Raw genomic sequence first — 18,767 nt, 5'->3', positions numbered from 1 at the left:
ATATTCACATCTCTCAGAGGAATTTTATGAAGTTTGTAGGGGAACATTTACTGCCGGGCCAACTTGGCCACTTCTTTGCCATACTGGCATTTGTAGCATCTATGGTAGCCACTGTGGCTTATTATAATGTAGTTAAAGGAAAAGAACCCCTGATCAGGGATTCCTGGAAACGACTGGCACGCTGGTCTTTCATTATCCAGTCGGCCGCCGTAATAGGTGTATTCACCTGCCTGTACTTTATCCTGTATAATCACTATTTCGAATATAAATACGCATGGCGCAATACTTCCCGCGACCTGCCTATCCAATACCTGCTGTCCAGCCTCTGGTCCGACCAGGAAGGCAGCTTCCTGCTGTGGAGCATCTGGAACAGCATCCTGGGGATTTTCCTGATCCGCACTTCCAAAAACTGGGAAGCGCCGGTAATGACCATCTTCTCTCTCGCGCAGCTGATTATGGCCAGCATGTTGCTGGGTATTTTCATCCTGGGTTATAAAGTGGGCAGCAATCCTTTCATGCTGTTGAGGGAAGCGCCTGAAAACCAACTGGCGCCTATCTTCCAGACAGCAGACTATATGCAGCATATCCACGACGGAAACGGATTGAATGTTACGTTGCAGAACTACTGGATGGTAATCCACCCACCGGTACTGTTCCTGGGTTTTGCTTCCATGATCATTCCATTTGCTTTTGCGTTTGCCGGTTTATGGACAAAAGATTACACCGGCTGGGTAAAACCGGTACAACCCTGGGGGTTGTTTGCCATTATGATGCTGGGAACCGGAATTATGATGGGCGCTGCCTGGGCCTATGAATCGCTCAACTTCGGCGGGTACTGGGCATGGGACCCGGTAGAAAATGCGTCGCTGGTACCGTGGCTTACCATGGTGGCAGGCGTGCATACGCTCCTGGCTTATAAAGCCACCGGGCACTCGTTGAAATCTACCTTCTTCTTCTTCTTTATTTCCTACGTTCTGATCCTGTATTCCTCTTTCTTAACAAAGAGCGGCGTATTGGGCGATACTTCCGTACACTCCTTTACCGATATGGGAATGAGCGCACAGCTGTTGATTTCCATGCTGGTATTTACGGTTCCGGCCATCGCCCTGCTGATTGTACGCAGAAAGGAAATTCCTTCTGTAAAGAAAGAAGAGAACAGCTACTCCCGCGAGTTCTGGCTGTTTGTGGGTTCGCTGATCCTGCTGATTGCAGCCATCCAGATCACCTTCACTACTTCTATTCCCGTATGGAATAAATTACTGAGTCTCACCGGGCTGAAGTCAGCCTTCAACATGAACGATATTGCGCCGCCATCTGACAGTATTTTCCACTACAATAAAATCCAGATCTGGATTGCGATTGTACTGGGCGTATTAACGGCCATCGTGCAGTTTATGCGGTACAAGGATACCCCGCGTGGCGAGATCACAAAGAAACTGCTGGTACCTACTATTGTAACCATCTTATTAACGGCGCTGGTGGCCTGGAAAGGTACTATCACCTATGATAAATACGGTGCAGGTTTTCTCACGGCTATTTACCTGATGTTGTTTGCCAGCATTTATGCAATTGTGGGCAACTTCTTTTATATTTTCTCCGGTCTGAAAGGCAAGCTGAAAAATGCAGGCGCCTCTGTAGCGCATATCGGTTTCGGTATGGTGTTGCTGGGTGTACTGATTTCCTCTGCCAAAATGGAAGTGATTTCGCTGGACCGTATGAAGATGCTGGGAGATGGCATTTTCACAAAGGAAAGCAAACAGAATCCGCGCGAAAATATTATGCTGCCAAAGGATGTGCCGGTGGAAATGGGCGACTATCATGTTACCTATACCGGTGATTCCGTAGCGCAGGGAGATCCCAAAACATATTACGTAGTGCATTACGAGAAAAAGGATAAACAAACCGGCAAGGCGCTGGAGCGTTTCACCCTTTATCCTGATGCGTTTGTGAATAAAAAGGAAAATGCTTTGTCGTCCAACCCGGCTTCCAGGCATTACCTGACAAAAGATATCTTTACCTATGTATCTGCCGCGCCTAACCGCGATGAAGCCGCCCAGGCAGATACCACGCCTTATGTGACCCATGAAATGAAACAGGGCGACTCGGTATTCTTCTCCAAAGGATTTATTGTGCTGAAAGGATTAAACACCAAACCGGAAAGCCGCAACTACATTCCGCAGAATGGCGACCTGGCCGTAGGCGCAGAGCTGGAGGTATACACACAAACAGATGATCACTTCAAGCTGCAGCCGATCTATTTTATCCGCGACAGCAGCTACCAGTACAGCGTGGAAGATACGCTGGCGCCGCTGGGACTGAATGTACGGTTCTCGAAAATTATGCCCGCGGAGAATAAAATAGAACTGAAAGTAAAAGAAGCAGCCGGCTTCAATGATTATATAGTGATGAAAGCGCTGATATTCCCTTACATCAACGTGTTGTGGCTGGGTATCATTATTACCGTGATTGGTACCGCCATGAGTATTTATCAGAAAGTAAGAAGAAGATAACAGCAGATATTTTTTTAGGAAGAATCCTTCAATGGCGTGGCTGTTGAAGGATTTTTTATTAATTAAATAACCGGCGGGGCTGCGGCATTTCAGAATTCTTATCTACATTTAGCTGGAATAAATATCCTTATGATGCGTAGGTGGTTGCGTATATCCCTGATCGTTATAGCCACAGCTTCCGTGGTGTATCTTCTTGGCCCCAAACCGGCGGAACCGGTTTATGAACACAATCTGCCGGCAGTACCGGCTGCAGGTCCCGCCCTGGAAGCATATATAAAGCATAAAGAAGCCGCGCACCGGCTGAAACCCGATAATGAAGCACGTATTGTATGGCAGGATTCCGGGTTTCATAAAACGCCTTATTCCGTGGTATACCTGCATGGCTTTTCCGCCAGCCAGGAAGAGGGGAACCCTGTACACCGCAATTTTGCCGCGCGTTATGGGTGTAACCTTTACCTGTCGCGGCTCGACGGGCACGGGATTGACACCAGCGATCCGCTGCTGCATATGACGGCAGCAGGTTTGTGGAAAGACGCAGAAGAAGCGTTGAGCATAGGCAAGGCGCTGGGCGACAAGGTGATCCTGATGACCACCTCCACCGGCGGCACGCTGGCACTGAAGCTGGCAGCGGCGTATCCCAATGATGTATATGCCATGATCAATATGTCGCCCAATATTGCCATCAACGACAACCTGGCTTTTCTTGCCAATAACCCCTGGGGGTTGCAGCTGGCCAGAACGGTGAGTAAAGGTGATTTCAGGCGGAGCGATGACAAGAACCCGGAAACCGCAAAGTACTGGTACAATGATTACCGCCTGGAAGCGGTGGTGCAACTGCAAAACCTGCTGGAGTCCAGCATGGTACCAGCAACGTTCAAAAAAGTACATCAGCCGGTGCTGAACCTGTACTATTATAAAGATGAACTGCACCAGGATAAAACGGTGCGGGTGGCCGCCATCCTGGAGATGGAAAAGCAGCTGGGCACACCGGATTCTTTAAAGGAGGCCATGGCTATTCCGGGCGCCGGCAACCATGTAATGGGCTGCGCGCTTACAGGACACGATATCCCCGCGGTGGAAAAAGCGATAGACAATTTCGTAATGAATAAGTTACATATGAGGCCGGTGCGATAACACTTTTTAGTTAACCCGGATTCTGAAATCTTTTATAACTTGTGGTAACATTCTATCTATAAGCAACGTTAAGTTAACTATGCGTATCCGTATTAAACAGATCATCGTTTCATTATTCCTGGCACTGGGCGTATCCCTTTGTCACACGGAGGCGATGGCCCAGGAGGCGCATGGTGCGGATGTAATACCGTTGCATGCCATGATAGTGGGACGTGATACCGTTCCGGTAATTACCCTGGCCATATTTGATGTAGTGGCTAAAATGCCAAAGGCGCTGCGTAAGGAACGCGAGCGCTGGAGCCGTTTACGCAATGCGGTATATGTAACCTATCCTTTTGCCAGATCGGCGGCGAAGGTGCTGAAAGATGTGAACACCCGCATGGCTACCATGAATAAAAGGGAACGCAAAGCCTTCCTGGCCAGCAAGGAAAAAGAACTCAAAGCCCAGTTTGGCGATAAACTCGAAAACCTCTCCGTTTACCAGGGCAAAGTACTCATGAAACTGATTGACCGCGAAACGGGTCAGAACTGCTTTGAAATCATCAAGGAACTCAAAGGCGGCTTTAATGCCCGTGTATGGCAAACCGTTGCTTTCTTTTTTGGAGGCAACCTGAAAAGCGATTACGATAAGCAGGAAGACCGCGACATCGAGGTGATTGTACAGGAGCTGGAAATGTACCAGCAATTCCGCGCCTATAATTAATTGGGCTATCTTCGTAATATTCGCCTGTCATGAAAAAGGGCTTATTATGAAAGCAAGGATCTCACTTATCAGCTTATTATTTATTTCTGTTGGGGCAGCGGCACAGGTAGCCGATGACGATCCCGTGTATGTACTGGACAGCGTGGTAGTAACGCAGGCCGCCATCGGGCAGGTTTCGCCCGACCGTATTGGTGTGATCACCATTGCCAAAGGCGCCAAAGCCGTGCTGAAGTACGGCAGCCAGGCGGAGAACGGCGTAGTGTATATAGAAACCAAACCCTTTGCCCGTAAAAGGGTGAATGCCTTATTGAGCAGTGAATCCCCCGCATATGACAGTTTGTTGCGTAAATACGGCAACGACAGCAGCTTTTACTTCATCGTAAATGGAAAACCGGTTACCCCTACCAATGAAACCGGTTTGATGACTGTAGACCGGAAAACTTTCCGCTCCGTAAAGGTTATTTCCGACAAAGAAGTACAGGATAAGTACCAGGTGATGGACCGGAAGGCCGGGATCGTTATCACCAGTTCAGAAGATTAAATATTTTCCCATCTTTGCACCTCAATTTACAGCATATGAAACTAGATATACTGGCTATAGCGGTGCACCCGGACGATGTGGAGCTGGGGTGCGCCGGCACACTGATGGTGCATGCACGGCAGGGAATGAAGGTAGGCGTGGTGGATCTCACCCGCGGGGAACTGGGCACCCGGGGCACCCCGGAACTGCGTGAGCAGGAAGCACAGGCAGCGGCGAAGATCATGGGACTGGAAGTGAGGGAGAACCTGGGGCTTGCTGACGGCTTTTTCAGAAACGATACCATGGAGCAAATGGCGATCATTACGGCGATCCGGAAGTACCGCCCGGACATCGTGCTGGCCAATGCGATGGACGACCGTCATCCTGACCACGGAAGGGCCGGTAAACTGATTGCCGACAGCTGTTTCCTGGCGGGATTAAGAAAAGTGGAGACTATGGCAGATGGACAGCCGCAGGAAGCGTGGCGTCCGAAGCAGGTTTTTCACTTCCTGCAGGACCGTTATCATGAGCCGGATTTTGTAATAGATATCAGTGCCGTGATGGAGCAGAAACTGGATGCGATTAAAAGCTTCAGTTCGCAGTTCCTGGCGCCGAAAGACCATGAGCCGCAGACTTACATTTCCGGTACGGGCTTTTTCGACAGTGTTATTTACCGTGCAAAGATGTTGGGTAAGATGGTGGGGGTGGAGTATGCCGAGGGGTATACTTCTGCTAAAATGATCGGTATCCGGAATTTTGCGGATATGATCAGTGAAACTACCTGATTACATACCTGGGATATACCTGGAAGTGGCTGTGGACATGCTTAGGAGTAGCCTTTGACATGGAGTAATGGTGGAGGTGACGTGGAGGGGATGTGGACTTGATCTGGAAACCTTTTACTGTATTGGGTTAGCGGGGATTTTGATAGCGCTGGTTATTCACCTGGAAGCGATTGGGAGACGATAACGGAATTATCCGGTATGGTTTCCCAATCGCTTTTTAATGATAAAATATGAGTAAGGTGAAAGATAATAAAAAAAGTTAAGGGGGCAGGAGTGCAGTCCGGTCGCATCAGTACCTACCGGCATATAAAAGTCCGACCCCACTTTGGGGTGTTTTCAGAAACGGTCAATGGGACCCGCTAAACACTAAATGAACAGATCTCGGGTAGCGTCAAATTCATCGTGTTTGATGATGCTGTTTTTAATAAACGGGATCAAAGCAAGTCCAATCGTGATAACCACCAGTAAAAAGTATTTTTTCTTCATTTCCATGCTAAATTGATTAAAAAAAGTCCACTTATATAACTAAATAACGTGCCAAATTGTTACAGAAATAGCATAAAAATGTTAAGTCCGGAACATTTTTTTTGCTTATAGTTGCCGTGTTCGTTGTTACCCGCTCCACCGCAGTAAAAAGCCACATATATAGAGAAACTCAATACCACATTTTTAAAATCTATTTGATTAATAATGAATGTAATGTGATCTTTGCGCCGTCAAAGAATAAAATCATTAGTCTGTAAATCAAAAAGAGAATTAGTTATTATGAAAAATGTTATCTTATCCGTAGGGTCAGAGTTTCCCGAATTCAAAAAAACGGCTGTAGTATCAATTGAAAAAGGTAAAGAATTTTATGAATTGTCTTCTGAAGAACTGAAGAACTCCGGCAAATGGATGGTGATGTTCTGGTGGCCTAAAGACTTTACTTTTGTATGTCCTACTGAAATAGCTGAATTTAACAAACATGCGCAGGATTTTGCTGATCGTGATGCGGTGTTGATCGGTGCATCTACTGACAGTGAGTTTGTACATGCTGCATGGAGAAGAGATCATGAAGATTTACGTGGCCTGCAGTTCCCTATGCTGGCTGATACTTCCAAATCCCTTGCTACTGAGCTGGGTATCCTGGAAGCCAATGAAAAAGTGGCTTACCGTGCTACCTACATCGTAGACCCTCAGGGTATTGTACGTTGGGTTTCCCTGTACGACCTGTCTGTAGGCCGTAGCGTGAAAGAAGTACTGCGTGTACTGGATGCCCTGCAAACAGATGAGCTGTGCCCTTGCAACTGGAGTAAGGGTGAAGCTACGCTGACTGCTTAATTAATCAGGTCATTTACTGTTTTATTAGGAAGAAGGTTGTTCTGCCGGGATAAACATGGCAGGACAGCTTCTTCTGCTAATAAAATTATTAAATAAAAAAATTACATATTATGTTTGCAACTACAAATCAGGATACGGCTGTTCAATTACTGGAAGCGGTAGGGTTAGCGGCAGATTCGGTTTCAGGAAAACTGCAATCCCTTGTAAATGTGGATGCGCGGTACCTGAAGGATCTGAAGATCAATGTATCCAATTCGCTGGCGGCAGCTACCTTGTCGAAGAAAGAGGCGTATATGATCGGGCTGGCTGTGGCGGTGAATGAGAAGCATGCGGATCTGCAGGCATCATTTGAGAAGCTGGCGGTGCAGGAAGGAGCAACGGACAAGGAGATTGCAGAGGTGATCAGCTGTACTTCCCTCATGAGTGCCAATAACGTATATTACCGTTTCAGGCATTTTGTGAACAAGGAATTTTACACCACTACACCTGCAGGCATCCGGATGAGCATTATGGCGAACCCGGTATTGGGGAAAGAATTTTTTGAGTTACTGAGCCTGGTGGTATCTGCATTGAACGGATGTGAAATGTGCGTAACTTCGCACGAAGAAGCGTTGCTGAAACATGGAACGGATCAGCAAAGAGTATTGGAATCGGTAAGATTAGGAGCCGTTTTACGTAGCCTGATCGTACTGTTGTAAAAAATATTTTTCGGCAAAAGACAGATGTAAATTTGCCTGATAACCGAATGGTTGTCAATATTTTGCATTGTGTTCACTTATTAAGAAGCCGCTTTTTACAGGTGACTTTTATGCATTTGTGAATAAATTCATTTAATAATATTTGCAAAATCCATAAATAAATTGGACTTTTGCATTCCTAAATTTTTAGATCATGGCAAGAGTATGTCAGGTGACAGGAAAGAAGCCGATTACAGGTCACCATGTTTCCTTCTCCAACATTAAGACGAACAGAAGGTTTCTTCCTAACCTGCAAAAGAAACGTTTTTTCCTGGCAGAAGAGGACAAATGGATATCATTGAAAGTTTCTGCTGACGGTTTAAGAACCATCAACAAGAGAGGTTTGTATGCAGTTGTGAAGGAATTGCGTGCAGCTGGTCAGGCAATCTAATTCTAAGACTCACTTAATTTGTAATACACAATGGCAAAAAAAGGTAATAGAGTGCAGGTAATTCTGGAGTGCACAGAGCACAAAGCTTCTGGCCAACCCGGAACTTCCCGTTACATCTCTAACAAGAATAAGAAAAATACTCCTGAGCGTCTGGAGTTGAAAAAGTACAATCCTATTTTAAGGAAAGTGACTGTACACAAAGAAATTAAATAAGTAATTGTTAATGGTGAAATGGCTGTATTAGCATACTGCCAATTAGCCATTGGACCATAAAAACAATAGAATACCATGGCAAAAGTAGCTTCAAAGAACGCGAAAGTAAAAGATACTAAAGCAGCAGCTGAATCAAAGGTATGGACCAAGGTTATCAGAGCTATCCGCTCTCCTAAAACCGGTGCTTATACTTTTAAGGAAGCAATCGTGCACAAGGATAAGATCCAGGAGTACATGACCCAAAAGTAATTCGGCTTTACTAATAATACTGAAAGGCTGTCCTGTTAAGGGACAGCTTTTTGCGTTTGTGCGGAGGTTGTCTGAAGACAAAATTCGCGTCGTTAACACAAAAGATGTATTTTAGCACCCTAAAAAAACCGGAATGTACCGGACCCAATTAATCTAAATTATGAGCTTTTTCAATAAACTATTTTCCAGGGAGAAGAAGGAAAATCTGGATCAGGGTTTACAAAAAACCAAAGAGAGCTTCCTGAGTAAAATAGGACGCGCCATCGCAGGGAAGTCCACCGTAGACACCGAAGTATTGGATAACCTGGAAGACGCCCTTATTTCTGCAGACGTTGGCGTAGACACAACCGTAAAGATCATTGACCGGATCGAGCAGCGCGTGGCTAAGGATAAATACCTGGGAACCAGTGAATTGAACAGAATGTTGCAGGAAGAGATTGCAGCATTGCTGGTAGATGCGCCGGATAGTGGCTTCCGTGATTTCGACATACCGGCTGGTAAGAAGCCTTACGTGATTATGGTGGTAGGCGTAAATGGTGTGGGCAAAACCACTACCATTGGTAAGCTGGCCTACAACTTTAAGAAAGCGGGTAAGTCGGTGATGCTGGGTGCGGCGGATACTTTCCGTGCAGCAGCGGTAGATCAGCTGACGATCTGGAGTGAAAGAGTGGGCGTGCCTATTGTAAAGCAGCAGATGGGATCCGATCCCGGCGCAGTGGCTTTTGATACGGTACAGAGCGGCGCAGCCAAAGATGTGGATGTAATTATTATAGATACCGCCGGCCGTTTGCACAACAAACTCCACCTGATGGATGAACTGGGCAAAATTAAGCGGGTGATGAAGAAAGTGATTCCTGACGCCCCGCATGAAGTACTGCTGGTGCTGGATGGCTCTACCGGGCAAAATGCGCTGGAACAGGCTAAACAGTTCACCGCTACCACAGAGGTAACAGCCCTGGCTATTACCAAACTGGACGGTACCGCGAAGGGCGGTGTGGTACTGGCCATTGCCAACCAGTTTAAGATACCGGTAAAATATATTGGTATTGGTGAGAAGATGGAGGATTTGCAGGTATTTAATAAAGAATCTTTCGTGGATTCGCTGTTTAGCGTAAATGCCTGATTTTCTGACTATTGTGAATGTTATTTATCAACCAGCATAAACCTTATCTAATATTTTACTTTAAGTAAAGGCAATCGGGCTCCAACAGGAGCCCGGCTCATTTTTTGATCAACATTAAAGCTCTTTGTTTGTAATTATAAAATCGCACTGCATTTATTAAATTTGGATAATTGTTCCCTTTTTGTACCCTTTTTAACAATTCGTAAGTATGATAGTACAGCACATAGATCGAGTTGAAGATATTACACCAGCGGAATTCAAGAAGAACTATTACCAGCCACGTAAACCTGTAATTATTCCGGCGGCGGCACTTAGCAAACACTGGCCGGCCTACAACAAGTGGACATGGGATTATTTCAAATCAATAGTCGGCAGCAAAACGGTTGGGGTATACAATAATGAGCGCGCCAACGAAAATACCCTTGTAAACGGGGCGGATGATTACATTACTTTCGGGGCATACCTCGACATGATACAGCAGGGACCGGTAGCGCTCCGGATTTTCCTGTTCAACATTTTTCAGCATGCTCCCCAGCTGGTGGAAGATTTTACTTTCCCGGATGAATTTGCCTCCGGGTTTCTGAAAAAGTACCCGATGTTATTTGTGGGTGGCGCCGGTTCGGTGGCACACATGCATTATGACATTGACCTTTCGCACATTTTCCATACCCAGTTTATTGGGCGTAAGCGGGTATTGCTGCTGGAGAATAACCAATCGCCCCTCATTTACCGGATGCCTTTTACCGTGGAGAGCGCGGCTAACTTCGTGAACTGGCATGAGCAGCTGGACCAGGACCAGTTTCCGGCGCTGAAACATGCGCGGGGCTACACTACCATCCTGAACCACGGGGATACCATGTTTATGCCGGCGGGCTACTGGCATCATATGGAGTACCTGGATGGCGGTTTTGCCATGAGTCTCCGGGCGCTGGACCCTTCTTTCGTCAATAAACTCAACGGGCTTTACCACCTGGTAGGGCTGCGGGGAATGAATAACCTCATGATTAAGATGGCACCCAAGTGGTGGTACCATTATAAAAGACAAAAGGCCCGCGAGCGTGCCGACAAGGCCATGCAAACGCTGGGCTGACCTGGTTCCAACGTTATGCTAAGTAACTAATGAACAGTTACTTAGCATTAATTTCCAATTGTCAAATCTTTTTACTACCTTTGCACCTTCCTTAACCCCCACTAAGACTCAAGTCACATACAGTAAGTCTGCTGTTACATTCAATCAGTGTCTGTGTGTCTTCGTGGCGGTAGCGGCTCAACAAATGATTGACCGCTTGTTTAAAACATTCGCGCTTGAAGACAAAAACTTTAAAGAAAGACAAGGTTAATATTATTACGCTTGGTTGTTCCAAGAACATGGTGGATTCAGAAGTACTGAGCGGTCAGCTCATGGCTAATGAAATCGATGTGGTGCATGAAAGTGCAAAACGCGATCATAACATTGTTGTGGTGAACACCTGCGGATTTATTGACAAGGCCAAAGAAGAATCGATTAACACCATCCTGGAGCAGGTAGAGCTGAAACAACGTGGCAAGCTGGATAAGGTTTATGTAACGGGTTGTTTGAGTGAACGCTACCGGGGCGACCTGGAATCAGAAATAGGAGGAGTAGACGCATGGTTTGGAACGATGGAATTGCCCCTGCTACTGAAAAAATTTGATGCAGATTATAAAGCAGAACTGATTGGAGAAAGATTACTGAGTACCCCGTCTCATTATGCTTACCTGAAAATAGCAGAGGGTTGTAACCGTACCTGTTCTTTTTGCGCTATTCCGCTGATGCGGGGTGGCCATGTTTCCAAGCCTATTGAGGACTTGGTAACAGAAGCGCAGAAACTGGTGAAATCCGGTGTAAAGGAAATCATGCTCATTGCGCAGGAGCTGACCTATTATGGTTTGGACCTGTACAAGCAACGCCGTTTGGGTGACCTGATGCGTGCGTTGGCCGGAGTGGAAGGACTGCAATGGATTCGTCTCCATTATGCTTATCCCACCAAATTCCCGATGGAGATCCTGGATGTGATGAACGAGTTCCCGAATATCTGCAAGTATATTGACATGCCGCTGCAACATGCTTCCAATGCCATGTTGAAGGCTATGAAGCGTCAGATTACGAGGGAGGAAATTGAACAGCTGGTGCATGACATCCGTGCCAAAGTACCGGGTATCTGTTTACGTACTACCCTGATTGCCGGTTTCCCCGGTGAAACGGAAGAAGACGTGGAAGAGCTGAAAGGTTTCCTGGAAAGAATGCGTTTTGACCGTGTAGGGGTGTTTACCTACAGTCATGAAGAAGGAACCAGCGCCTACGAGCTGGAGGATAATATCCCGGCAGAAGAAAAGGAGAGCAGGGCGCAGGAAATTATGGAAGTACAGCAGGAAATCTCCCTGGAAAAAAACCAGGAGAAAGTAGGGAAGATCTTTAAAGTAATAGTAGATAAAAAAGAGGCAGGCAGATACCTTGCCCGTACCGAGTTTGATTCGGTGGAAGTAGACAACGAAGTGATTATAGACACTACCAAACGCCTGAAACCGGGCGACTTTGTAGAAGTACGGATCACCAAGGCGTTTGATTACGACCTCGAAGGAGAACTGGTAGCTAACAGCTAATCACTGAAAGCCACCAACAGCCGATAGCTAACGCTAAAAGCTGAAATAATATTTCTAACAGCTGATAGCTAACTGCTAAAAGCTATATCCACAGCTCCCGACGGAGCTTGATTAATGCAAATCAATGACTACATTTGAATCACTGGGCTTACAAGAGCCTATCTTAAAGGGAATTACGGACCTGGGCTTCGTTTCCCCAACTCCCATCCAGGAACAGGCAATACCAGTATTGTTAGGAGGTGACCGCGATTTCGTAGGTCTTGCCCAGACGGGCACCGGTAAAACTGCTGCATTTGGCCTGCCTTTGCTACAGCAACTGGATCTGAAAATAAATAAACCACAGGGACTGATTTTATGTCCTACCCGTGAACTCTGTTTACAGATCACCAATGATCTGAAAAACTTCAGCAAATACCTCGGCGATGTGAGCATCGTAGCGGTATATGGCGGTTCCAGCATTGTTCAGCAGCTGCGTGAACTGAAAAGAGGAGTACACATTGTGGTGGCTACTCCCGGCCGTTTACTGGATATCATTGACCGTGGTGCGGTTAATTTTGACAATGTGCGTTATGCTATACTGGATGAAGCAGATGAAATGCTGAACATGGGATTCCAGGAAGACATCAACAGCATCCTGTCTAACACCCCTGAAGGTAAAACTACCTGGTTGTTTTCTGCTACCATGCCACAGGAAGTTCGCCGTATCGCCAAGAAATACATGGAGGATCCGTTTGAACTGACCGTAGGTAACAAAAACAGCGGTAACGTTAATATAGAACACGAATACTACGTAGTGCGCCCGCGTGAAAAATATGCGGCCCTCAAACGTATCGTGGATTTCAACCCTGAGATTTTTGGTATCATCTTTACCCGTACCAAAATTGAATCCCAGGAAATTGCTGAATCGCTGATCAAGGACGGTTACAATGCAGATGCCCTGCATGGCGACTTAACCCAGCAACAGCGTGATAAGGTGATGAAACGCTTCCGCGAAAGAGCGCTGCAGGTATTAGTAGCTACAGATGTGGCTGCCCGTGGTATCGATGTGGACAACGTAACACACGTTATCAACTACGATTTACCGGATGACGTAGAAAACTACACACACAGAAGCGGCCGTACCGGTCGTGCCGGCAAATCAGGTATCTCTATTGCTATCATCAGCAGCCGTGATACCGGAAAGATCCGCCAGATTGAACGTGTGATCCAGAAGAAATTTGTAAAAGCTGAAGTACCCGATGGTTTCGCAGTATGTGAAAAACAACTGTTTGGCCTGGTACATAAAGTACATAACGTAGTAGTAAACGAAGAACAGATTGAACCTTACATGGAACGCATCAACGAAGAGTTTGCCTCCATGACCAAGGAAGACCTGATCAAACGTTTTGCTTCCCTGGAATTCAACCAGTTCCTGGAATACTACCAGGATGCGCCTGATCTGAATGCAAAAGACGACAGACGCGCCGGTACACTGGGCGATGACAGAGGTCCGCGCAGAAGCGATGGCAAATTCACCCGTTTATTCATCAACCTGGGTTCAGTAGATGACTTCAACCGTGGCGATATGCTCCGTTACCTGTGTGACAATACTGGTCTCCGTGGCAATAAAATCGGCCGTATCGATCTGAAGGGTGTTTATTCCTTCTTTGAAGTAGAGAACGAAGAACTGCCAAAAGTAACCGAAGCTTTCAAGAAAGTGGAGTACAACGGCCGCAGCGTGAGGATAGAAATGTCCCAGGATGGCGACAGACGCCCCCGCACCGGTGGTGGTGGCGATCGTGGTCCACGTCGTGAAGATGGTCCGCGTAAAAGAAGCTGGAGTGCAGAAGGTGGCAGCCGCCCGGGTGGTAGCCGCAGCGGTGGCGACAGACGTGAGTCTTTCGGCAGCGGTGGCAAACCTCCGTACAAGAAAAAATACTAATCCGGTAACGGAATAGCGATATAAAAAGAGAAAAGGTGTCCATCGGGCACCTTTTTCTTTTTATGTAAATATCTGTTTCATAGTATAGGTCATTTTCCCAAATTTAAACTATCTTGTTCATCAAGACACCCAATTCACACGTTATTATGACCGGAGATACAAATCGCGCTTTACAGTACGTAGAACCATTTACTCTTTTTTCTTCCAGTGATATAACGCTTTTCCAGGCAGGCTCACATTACCGGCTATACGAAAAGTTTGGCGCTCATGCTACGGAGGTAGAAGGCGCCCATGGTACGTACTTTGCCGTTTGGGCGCCGGACGCAGCATTTGTAGCAGTAATGGGGGATTTTAACGGATGGGATCATTACACCCATACGCTTTACCCGCGGTGGGACAGCTCCGGTATCTGGGAAGGTTTTGTGCCCGGCGTGAAGCCTGGCGCACTCTATAAGTATTTTATCCGCTCCAACAGCGGGGAAGAGCTGATCAAGGGAGATCCTTATGCCAATCACTGGGAGGTACGTCCTAAAACGGCGTCGGTGGTATGCCCGCTGGATTATGAATGGGATGATAAGAAGTGGATGGATCACCGACGGAAAAACAATGCGCTCGACAGTCCTTTTGCCGTATACGAGGTACACCTCGGTTCCTGGCGCCGCCCTGATCCTTCTGATCCGGAGCGGGTGTATTCTTACCAGGAAATAGCCGATATGCTGGTGCCTTATGTAAAGGAGATGGGCTTTACCCATGTGGAGATGATGCCCATTATGGAGCATCCTTTTGATGGTTCCTGGGGGTACCAGATCACCGGGTACTTTGCGCCTACTTCCAGGTATGGTACGCCGCAGGATTTTATGGAGATGGTGGAAGCTTTTCACCTGGCGGGTATTGGCGTGATCCTGGATTGGGTGCCATCGCATTTTCCGTATGATGCGCATGGGTTGTTCCGTTTCGACGGATCGCATGTGTATGAATATGCGGATATGCGTAAGGGTTATCATCCGGACTGGAACAGTTATATTTTCAATTATGCGCGGAATGAGGTGCGGTCGTTTTTACTGAGCAATGCTGTTTTCTGGTTCGACCGGTTCCATGTGGATGCCATCCGTGTAGATGCGGTGGCGTCGATGATCCACCTGGATTATTCCAGGGAGCGGGGCGGGTGGGAACCCAATGAAGTGGGGGGCAATGAGAACCTGGAAGCCATCAGTTTTCTGAAGAAGCTGAATGAAACGATATACGCCCTGTTCCCGGATGTACAAACCATTGCGGAAGATTCTACTTCCCACTATGGCGTATCCCGGCCAACTTTTATGGGTGGACTGGGCTTTGGTATGAAATGGATGATGGGCTGGATGAATGATACCATCGACTATTTTAAAAAGGACCCTATTCACCGGAAGTGGTACCAGAACGATCTGACATTCAGTTTGGTGTATGCGTTCGGAGAAAACTTTATGCTGCCGCTGAGTCATGATGAAGTGGTACACGGGAAGTCGCCCATGCTGTATAAGATGCCTGGCGACGACTGGCAGAAGTTTGCCAACCTGCGGTTGTTGTATAGTTATATGTATACCCATCCCGGCACCAAGTTGCTGTTTATGGGGGATGAGTTTGGGCAAACATCTGAATGGAATTACCGTGGGGAGCTGGACTGGCACCTGATGAAGCATCCCACCCATCAGGGTTTGACAGCTTTTGTAAAAGACATTAACCAGTTTTACGCCACTACTACCGCGTTATATGAACAGCAGTTTGATGCTGCGGGTTTTGAGTGGATCACGGTGAATGATTATGATAACTGTGTGCTGGCTTATGTGCGGAAAGGAAAAGAAGCCGGTGATATTTTGCTGGTGGTATTGAACATGACGCCGGTAGTGCGGGAAAACTACCTGGTGGGGCTTCCCGTAGCAGGTGAGTGGGAAGAAGTAATGAACAGCGATGCCCCGAAGTACTACGGCAGTGGCGTGGTGAATACCGGTGTAATCCGTACCGTTAAACAGATATATAACGGCAGGGATTATACGATTTCTTTGCGTTTACCACCTTTGGGGGCCACTATACTAAAGCTTCTGAGCCTGGGTGAACGTTGAGTGCCGGCCGGTAATAGTAATCGTAGTTGACTGATTATTTATTGAGATAAAATTTTTAAAGGAGATAAAGCAGGAAGATCCTGTTTTCATCTCCTTTATTTTTTTAAGATAAAAAAAAACAGAACATACAGTTTCAAGTGAATCAATCTGTTTAAAAAAACTCTCAAAAAAAGTGTTTACCCGGTTAAACTTTGCCTTCTTTTTTCCATCTATCAGCAATCTGATCCTGTTGCAATAACCGGCTATGGTGGTACGTTTTATGAGGTATCAGTATTTCAACCAGGTCAATTCGTCCATATTTTTATTTAGTTACATAAAACCGTTCTTTTTATGAAAAACATTCTCCGCAAACCGGGGCATGGTTTGGTGATAGCAGTGTTGGCTGCTGTTACATTAGCAGGCGCCTGTAAAAAGGATAATTCTGCTTCCACCACGCCGATTCCGGACAATAAGCAAAAAGTAAGTCTTTATTTGTCAGATGATCCGGGTTACTTCGACAAAGTATTACTGGACATCCGCAGTGTGGAAGTGCTGGTGGACACCTGCGGGAAAACGGACGACGACAACTGGTCGGACCGGGACCGTTGCTGGTGGGATGAGGACCGCGACCACGACCGGAACAGCGGGCGGGATACCTGCCAGTTGTGGGATTCATTGGATATTAACCCTGGTGTTTATGACCTGCTGACATTGAGGAACGGAGCGGATACCCTGCTGGCCGGCGGCGTGGTGGCAAAAGGAACGATGGAACGGATCCGTATTACCATTGGCGACCAGAATTCGCTGGTAAAAGATGGCGTTACTTACCCGGTGAAATCGATCTCGGGTCAGTCTAAGATCATTGTGAGGGTGCGTCATAACGAATGGGATGAGCTGAGTGCGGATAATCTGCAGTTGTGGCTGGACTTTGATATACAGCGTTCTATTATCAAAGTACGGAATGGACAATTCATCCTCAAACCCTACATTAATGTATTTACCATTCTTAAAATGGGCAGCATTTCAGGTAAGGTAACCCCGTGGGACGCTTACCCGGTAATTTCTATTTACAACAACAGCAATGATACTTTATATGCACTGCCGTGGAGAAGCGGAGAGTATAAGGTACGTGGTTTGAAAGTGGGCGACGACTGGAATGTTTTTGTAAATGCCTCCAACGGTTACCAGGATACTACGGTTACCGGTGTGAAGGTAGAACGGGGGAAAGACACGCGGATAGGGAATATCCAGCTGCATAAGTAACGCGGATGTTGTCTTTCTCAGGATTAGACTGATTATACTGATTACTTTGATTTTACTTTTTGGATTATAAAGGATTTGGGAAGATGAAAATGGGGGGCCTGTTTTTATCTTCCCAAATTATTTTTATGCAATACAGCGTTTAATAGCAGGGAAGGCAATACGGGAGTTGATACCTGCGTTAAATACATGCGTAAAATATTTAACTTGAGACAAAGTAATATCTATGAAGAAACTGTTGTTTTTATACCTGTTGTTATTGAGTGTTTGCAGCATGGGGATGGCCCAGGCGAAGGTGAACCAGCGCGACGGGCAAAGCCGTAAGCAGGGGCGTTGGGTAGAGGAAGTGGGGGAAGTGAGGGGAGAGCCGGGTTATACGTGGGAAGGCGTGTATAAAAACGGCCGGAAGGAGGGTGTTTGGAAAAAGACTTCTGCCATTGGTAATTTACTGGCGGAGGAAACTTATAAGAACAACGTGCTGGATGGTTATTGCAAATATTATTTCCCTAACGGGAAGCTGAGTGAGGAAGGTGCTTTCCTGGCTACTGAAATTGAGGGGCAGCGGGATACCATCATGATCATTGATCCGGTGACCAATGCAGAAACGCCCACGGAGATTGTAAGGTTAGGTAATTCCGTTCGTAACGGGGTGTGGAAGCTATATGATGAAGAAACGGGGAAGATGGTGAAGGAGTATTACAAACGGGGGGAAACCGTTACTGCAGATGAGTTGGGAGATAGTACCGAAGTTGCCGCACCTGCTGTAAAGAAGGCTCCGTTGCAGCTGCCGCATGAAAATGCCGGTAAGCAGAAAAAGAAGGGGTAACCAAAATGAACAGACGGGAGGCTAAAATGAACAAAAAGAATTGTCTGTTTTAGCTTTTTTTTATGTAATTTCATCAATAGGATGTGATCTTATAGAACCCGTAAGTCACCAATAAATTTTTATTGCAGATCCTTTTAACTTGTTTGTATGAAAAGCCTTACTATCAACCACGCGGAAAATCCTCAGGAACTACACGGAATGGAATATACTACTGACAGGATGGAAATCCTTTTCAGAGCTATTTTTATCTTTTTGGTGTTTTGTGCATTGACCTCTATTTTCTTTCTGTCTATTTTTTATTAAGCATAAACAAATATCATCAATGTGAAAAAGGCTCAATGATGGTGATTCGTCATTGAGCCTTTACGTTTTTGTGAA

Annotated in this window: 17 protein-coding genes; all 17 read left to right on the top strand. The window is 46.4% G+C overall.

The window, feature by feature from the left end:
* Positions 1–26: 26 nt before the first annotated feature.
* The 17 genes from ccsA to B5Z18_RS03905 all read left to right on the top strand — a co-directional run bounded on the left by ccsA (position 27) and on the right by B5Z18_RS03905 (position 18,389).
* A complete protein-coding gene (gene ccsA, locus B5Z18_RS03990; protein ID WP_079468093.1) occupies positions 27–2,510 on the top strand; it encodes a cytochrome c biogenesis protein CcsA in 2,484 nt (827 codons plus the stop codon).
* Between the two features lie 132 nt (positions 2,511–2,642).
* Positions 2,643–3,644 carry an alpha/beta hydrolase gene (locus B5Z18_RS03985; RefSeq protein WP_235015870.1) on the top strand — a complete coding sequence of 334 codons (1,002 nt, stop codon included), beginning with the start codon at positions 2,643–2,645 and terminating at the stop codon, positions 3,642–3,644.
* A 79-nt stretch (positions 3,645–3,723) separates the two neighbouring features.
* A complete protein-coding gene (locus tag B5Z18_RS03980; RefSeq protein WP_235015869.1) occupies positions 3,724–4,347 on the top strand; it encodes a DUF4294 domain-containing protein in 624 nt (207 codons plus the stop codon).
* 46 nt (positions 4,348–4,393) lie between these two features.
* Positions 4,394–4,888 (top strand): hypothetical protein, encoded by a 495-nt coding sequence (locus B5Z18_RS03975; protein WP_079468091.1) that lies wholly within the window; start codon positions 4,394–4,396, stop codon positions 4,886–4,888.
* A 35-nt stretch (positions 4,889–4,923) separates the two neighbouring features.
* Positions 4,924–5,652: a bacillithiol biosynthesis deacetylase BshB1 gene (gene bshB1 / locus B5Z18_RS03970; protein WP_079468090.1), complete on the top strand. Its 729-nt coding sequence runs from the start codon at positions 4,924–4,926 to the stop codon at positions 5,650–5,652.
* Positions 5,653–6,417: 765 nt separating this feature from the next.
* Positions 6,418–6,972, top strand: a complete 555-nt coding sequence (locus B5Z18_RS03965) for a peroxiredoxin (RefSeq protein WP_079468089.1) — start codon at positions 6,418–6,420, stop codon at positions 6,970–6,972.
* Positions 6,973–7,082: 110 nt separating this feature from the next.
* Positions 7,083–7,670: a carboxymuconolactone decarboxylase family protein gene (locus B5Z18_RS03960; RefSeq protein ID WP_079468088.1), complete on the top strand. Its 588-nt coding sequence runs from the start codon at positions 7,083–7,085 to the stop codon at positions 7,668–7,670.
* 193 nt (positions 7,671–7,863) lie between these two features.
* A complete protein-coding gene (rpmB, locus tag B5Z18_RS03955) occupies positions 7,864–8,100 on the top strand; it encodes a 50S ribosomal protein L28 (protein WP_079468087.1) in 237 nt (78 codons plus the stop codon).
* Positions 8,101–8,130: 30 nt separating this feature from the next.
* The gene (rpmG, locus tag B5Z18_RS03950; RefSeq protein ID WP_079468086.1) at positions 8,131–8,313 is read left to right on the top strand and encodes a 50S ribosomal protein L33; all 183 of its coding nucleotides are present in this window, start codon (positions 8,131–8,133) and stop codon (positions 8,311–8,313) included.
* Positions 8,314–8,388: 75 nt separating this feature from the next.
* On the top strand, positions 8,389–8,562 hold the full coding sequence (locus B5Z18_RS03945) for a DUF4295 family protein (protein ID WP_079468085.1): 174 nt from the start codon (positions 8,389–8,391) through the stop codon (positions 8,560–8,562).
* A gap of 160 nt (positions 8,563–8,722) precedes the next feature.
* A complete protein-coding gene (gene ftsY, locus B5Z18_RS03940) occupies positions 8,723–9,685 on the top strand; it encodes a signal recognition particle-docking protein FtsY (protein WP_079468084.1) in 963 nt (320 codons plus the stop codon).
* 208 nt (positions 9,686–9,893) lie between these two features.
* A complete protein-coding gene (locus tag B5Z18_RS03935) occupies positions 9,894–10,775 on the top strand; it encodes a cupin-like domain-containing protein (RefSeq protein WP_079468083.1) in 882 nt (293 codons plus the stop codon).
* Between the two features lie 215 nt (positions 10,776–10,990).
* On the top strand, positions 10,991–12,307 hold the full coding sequence (gene rimO, locus B5Z18_RS03930; RefSeq protein WP_079468082.1) for a 30S ribosomal protein S12 methylthiotransferase RimO: 1,317 nt from the start codon (positions 10,991–10,993) through the stop codon (positions 12,305–12,307).
* A 124-nt stretch (positions 12,308–12,431) separates the two neighbouring features.
* Positions 12,432–14,228, top strand: coding sequence for a DEAD/DEAH box helicase (locus tag B5Z18_RS03925; RefSeq protein WP_079468081.1), 1,797 nt, complete (start codon positions 12,432–12,434; stop codon positions 14,226–14,228).
* Positions 14,229–14,374: 146 nt separating this feature from the next.
* Entirely contained in the window at positions 14,375–16,324 is a 1,950-nt protein-coding gene (glgB, locus tag B5Z18_RS03920) for a 1,4-alpha-glucan branching protein GlgB (RefSeq protein ID WP_079468080.1), read from the top strand.
* A 330-nt stretch (positions 16,325–16,654) separates the two neighbouring features.
* Positions 16,655–17,566 (top strand): DUF4382 domain-containing protein, encoded by a 912-nt coding sequence (locus B5Z18_RS03910; RefSeq protein WP_079468078.1) that lies wholly within the window; start codon positions 16,655–16,657, stop codon positions 17,564–17,566.
* A gap of 223 nt (positions 17,567–17,789) precedes the next feature.
* A complete protein-coding gene (locus B5Z18_RS03905) occupies positions 17,790–18,389 on the top strand; it encodes a toxin-antitoxin system YwqK family antitoxin (protein ID WP_079468077.1) in 600 nt (199 codons plus the stop codon).
* Positions 18,390–18,767: the final 378 nt, after the last annotated feature.

The sequence above is a fragment of the Chitinophaga ginsengisegetis genome, from assembly GCF_900168065.1.
GTDB classification, from domain to species: domain Bacteria; phylum Bacteroidota; class Bacteroidia; order Chitinophagales; family Chitinophagaceae; genus Chitinophaga; species Chitinophaga ginsengisegetis.
This window is presented reverse-complemented; position numbering and strand designations above follow the sequence as displayed.

Coding starts and splice junctions, on each gene's coding strand:
- ccsA (WP_079468093.1), top strand. CDS start 27: ATGAAGTTTGTAGGGGAACATTTACTGCCGGGCCAACTTGGCCACTTC.
- B5Z18_RS03985 (WP_235015870.1), top strand. CDS start 2,643: ATGCGTAGGTGGTTGCGTATATCCCTGATCGTTATAGCCACAGCTTCC.
- B5Z18_RS03980 (WP_235015869.1), top strand. CDS start 3,724: ATGCGTATCCGTATTAAACAGATCATCGTTTCATTATTCCTGGCACTG.
- B5Z18_RS03975 (WP_079468091.1), top strand. CDS start 4,394: ATGAAAGCAAGGATCTCACTTATCAGCTTATTATTTATTTCTGTTGGG.
- bshB1 (WP_079468090.1), top strand. CDS start 4,924: ATGAAACTAGATATACTGGCTATAGCGGTGCACCCGGACGATGTGGAG.
- B5Z18_RS03965 (WP_079468089.1), top strand. CDS start 6,418: ATGAAAAATGTTATCTTATCCGTAGGGTCAGAGTTTCCCGAATTCAAA.
- B5Z18_RS03960 (WP_079468088.1), top strand. CDS start 7,083: ATGTTTGCAACTACAAATCAGGATACGGCTGTTCAATTACTGGAAGCG.
- rpmB (WP_079468087.1), top strand. CDS start 7,864: ATGGCAAGAGTATGTCAGGTGACAGGAAAGAAGCCGATTACAGGTCAC.
- rpmG (WP_079468086.1), top strand. CDS start 8,131: ATGGCAAAAAAAGGTAATAGAGTGCAGGTAATTCTGGAGTGCACAGAG.
- B5Z18_RS03945 (WP_079468085.1), top strand. CDS start 8,389: ATGGCAAAAGTAGCTTCAAAGAACGCGAAAGTAAAAGATACTAAAGCA.
- ftsY (WP_079468084.1), top strand. CDS start 8,723: ATGAGCTTTTTCAATAAACTATTTTCCAGGGAGAAGAAGGAAAATCTG.
- B5Z18_RS03935 (WP_079468083.1), top strand. CDS start 9,894: ATGATAGTACAGCACATAGATCGAGTTGAAGATATTACACCAGCGGAA.
- B5Z18_RS03925 (WP_079468081.1), top strand. CDS start 12,432: ATGACTACATTTGAATCACTGGGCTTACAAGAGCCTATCTTAAAGGGA.
- glgB (WP_079468080.1), top strand. CDS start 14,375: ATGACCGGAGATACAAATCGCGCTTTACAGTACGTAGAACCATTTACT.
- B5Z18_RS03910 (WP_079468078.1), top strand. CDS start 16,655: ATGAAAAACATTCTCCGCAAACCGGGGCATGGTTTGGTGATAGCAGTG.
- B5Z18_RS03905 (WP_079468077.1), top strand. CDS start 17,790: ATGAAGAAACTGTTGTTTTTATACCTGTTGTTATTGAGTGTTTGCAGC.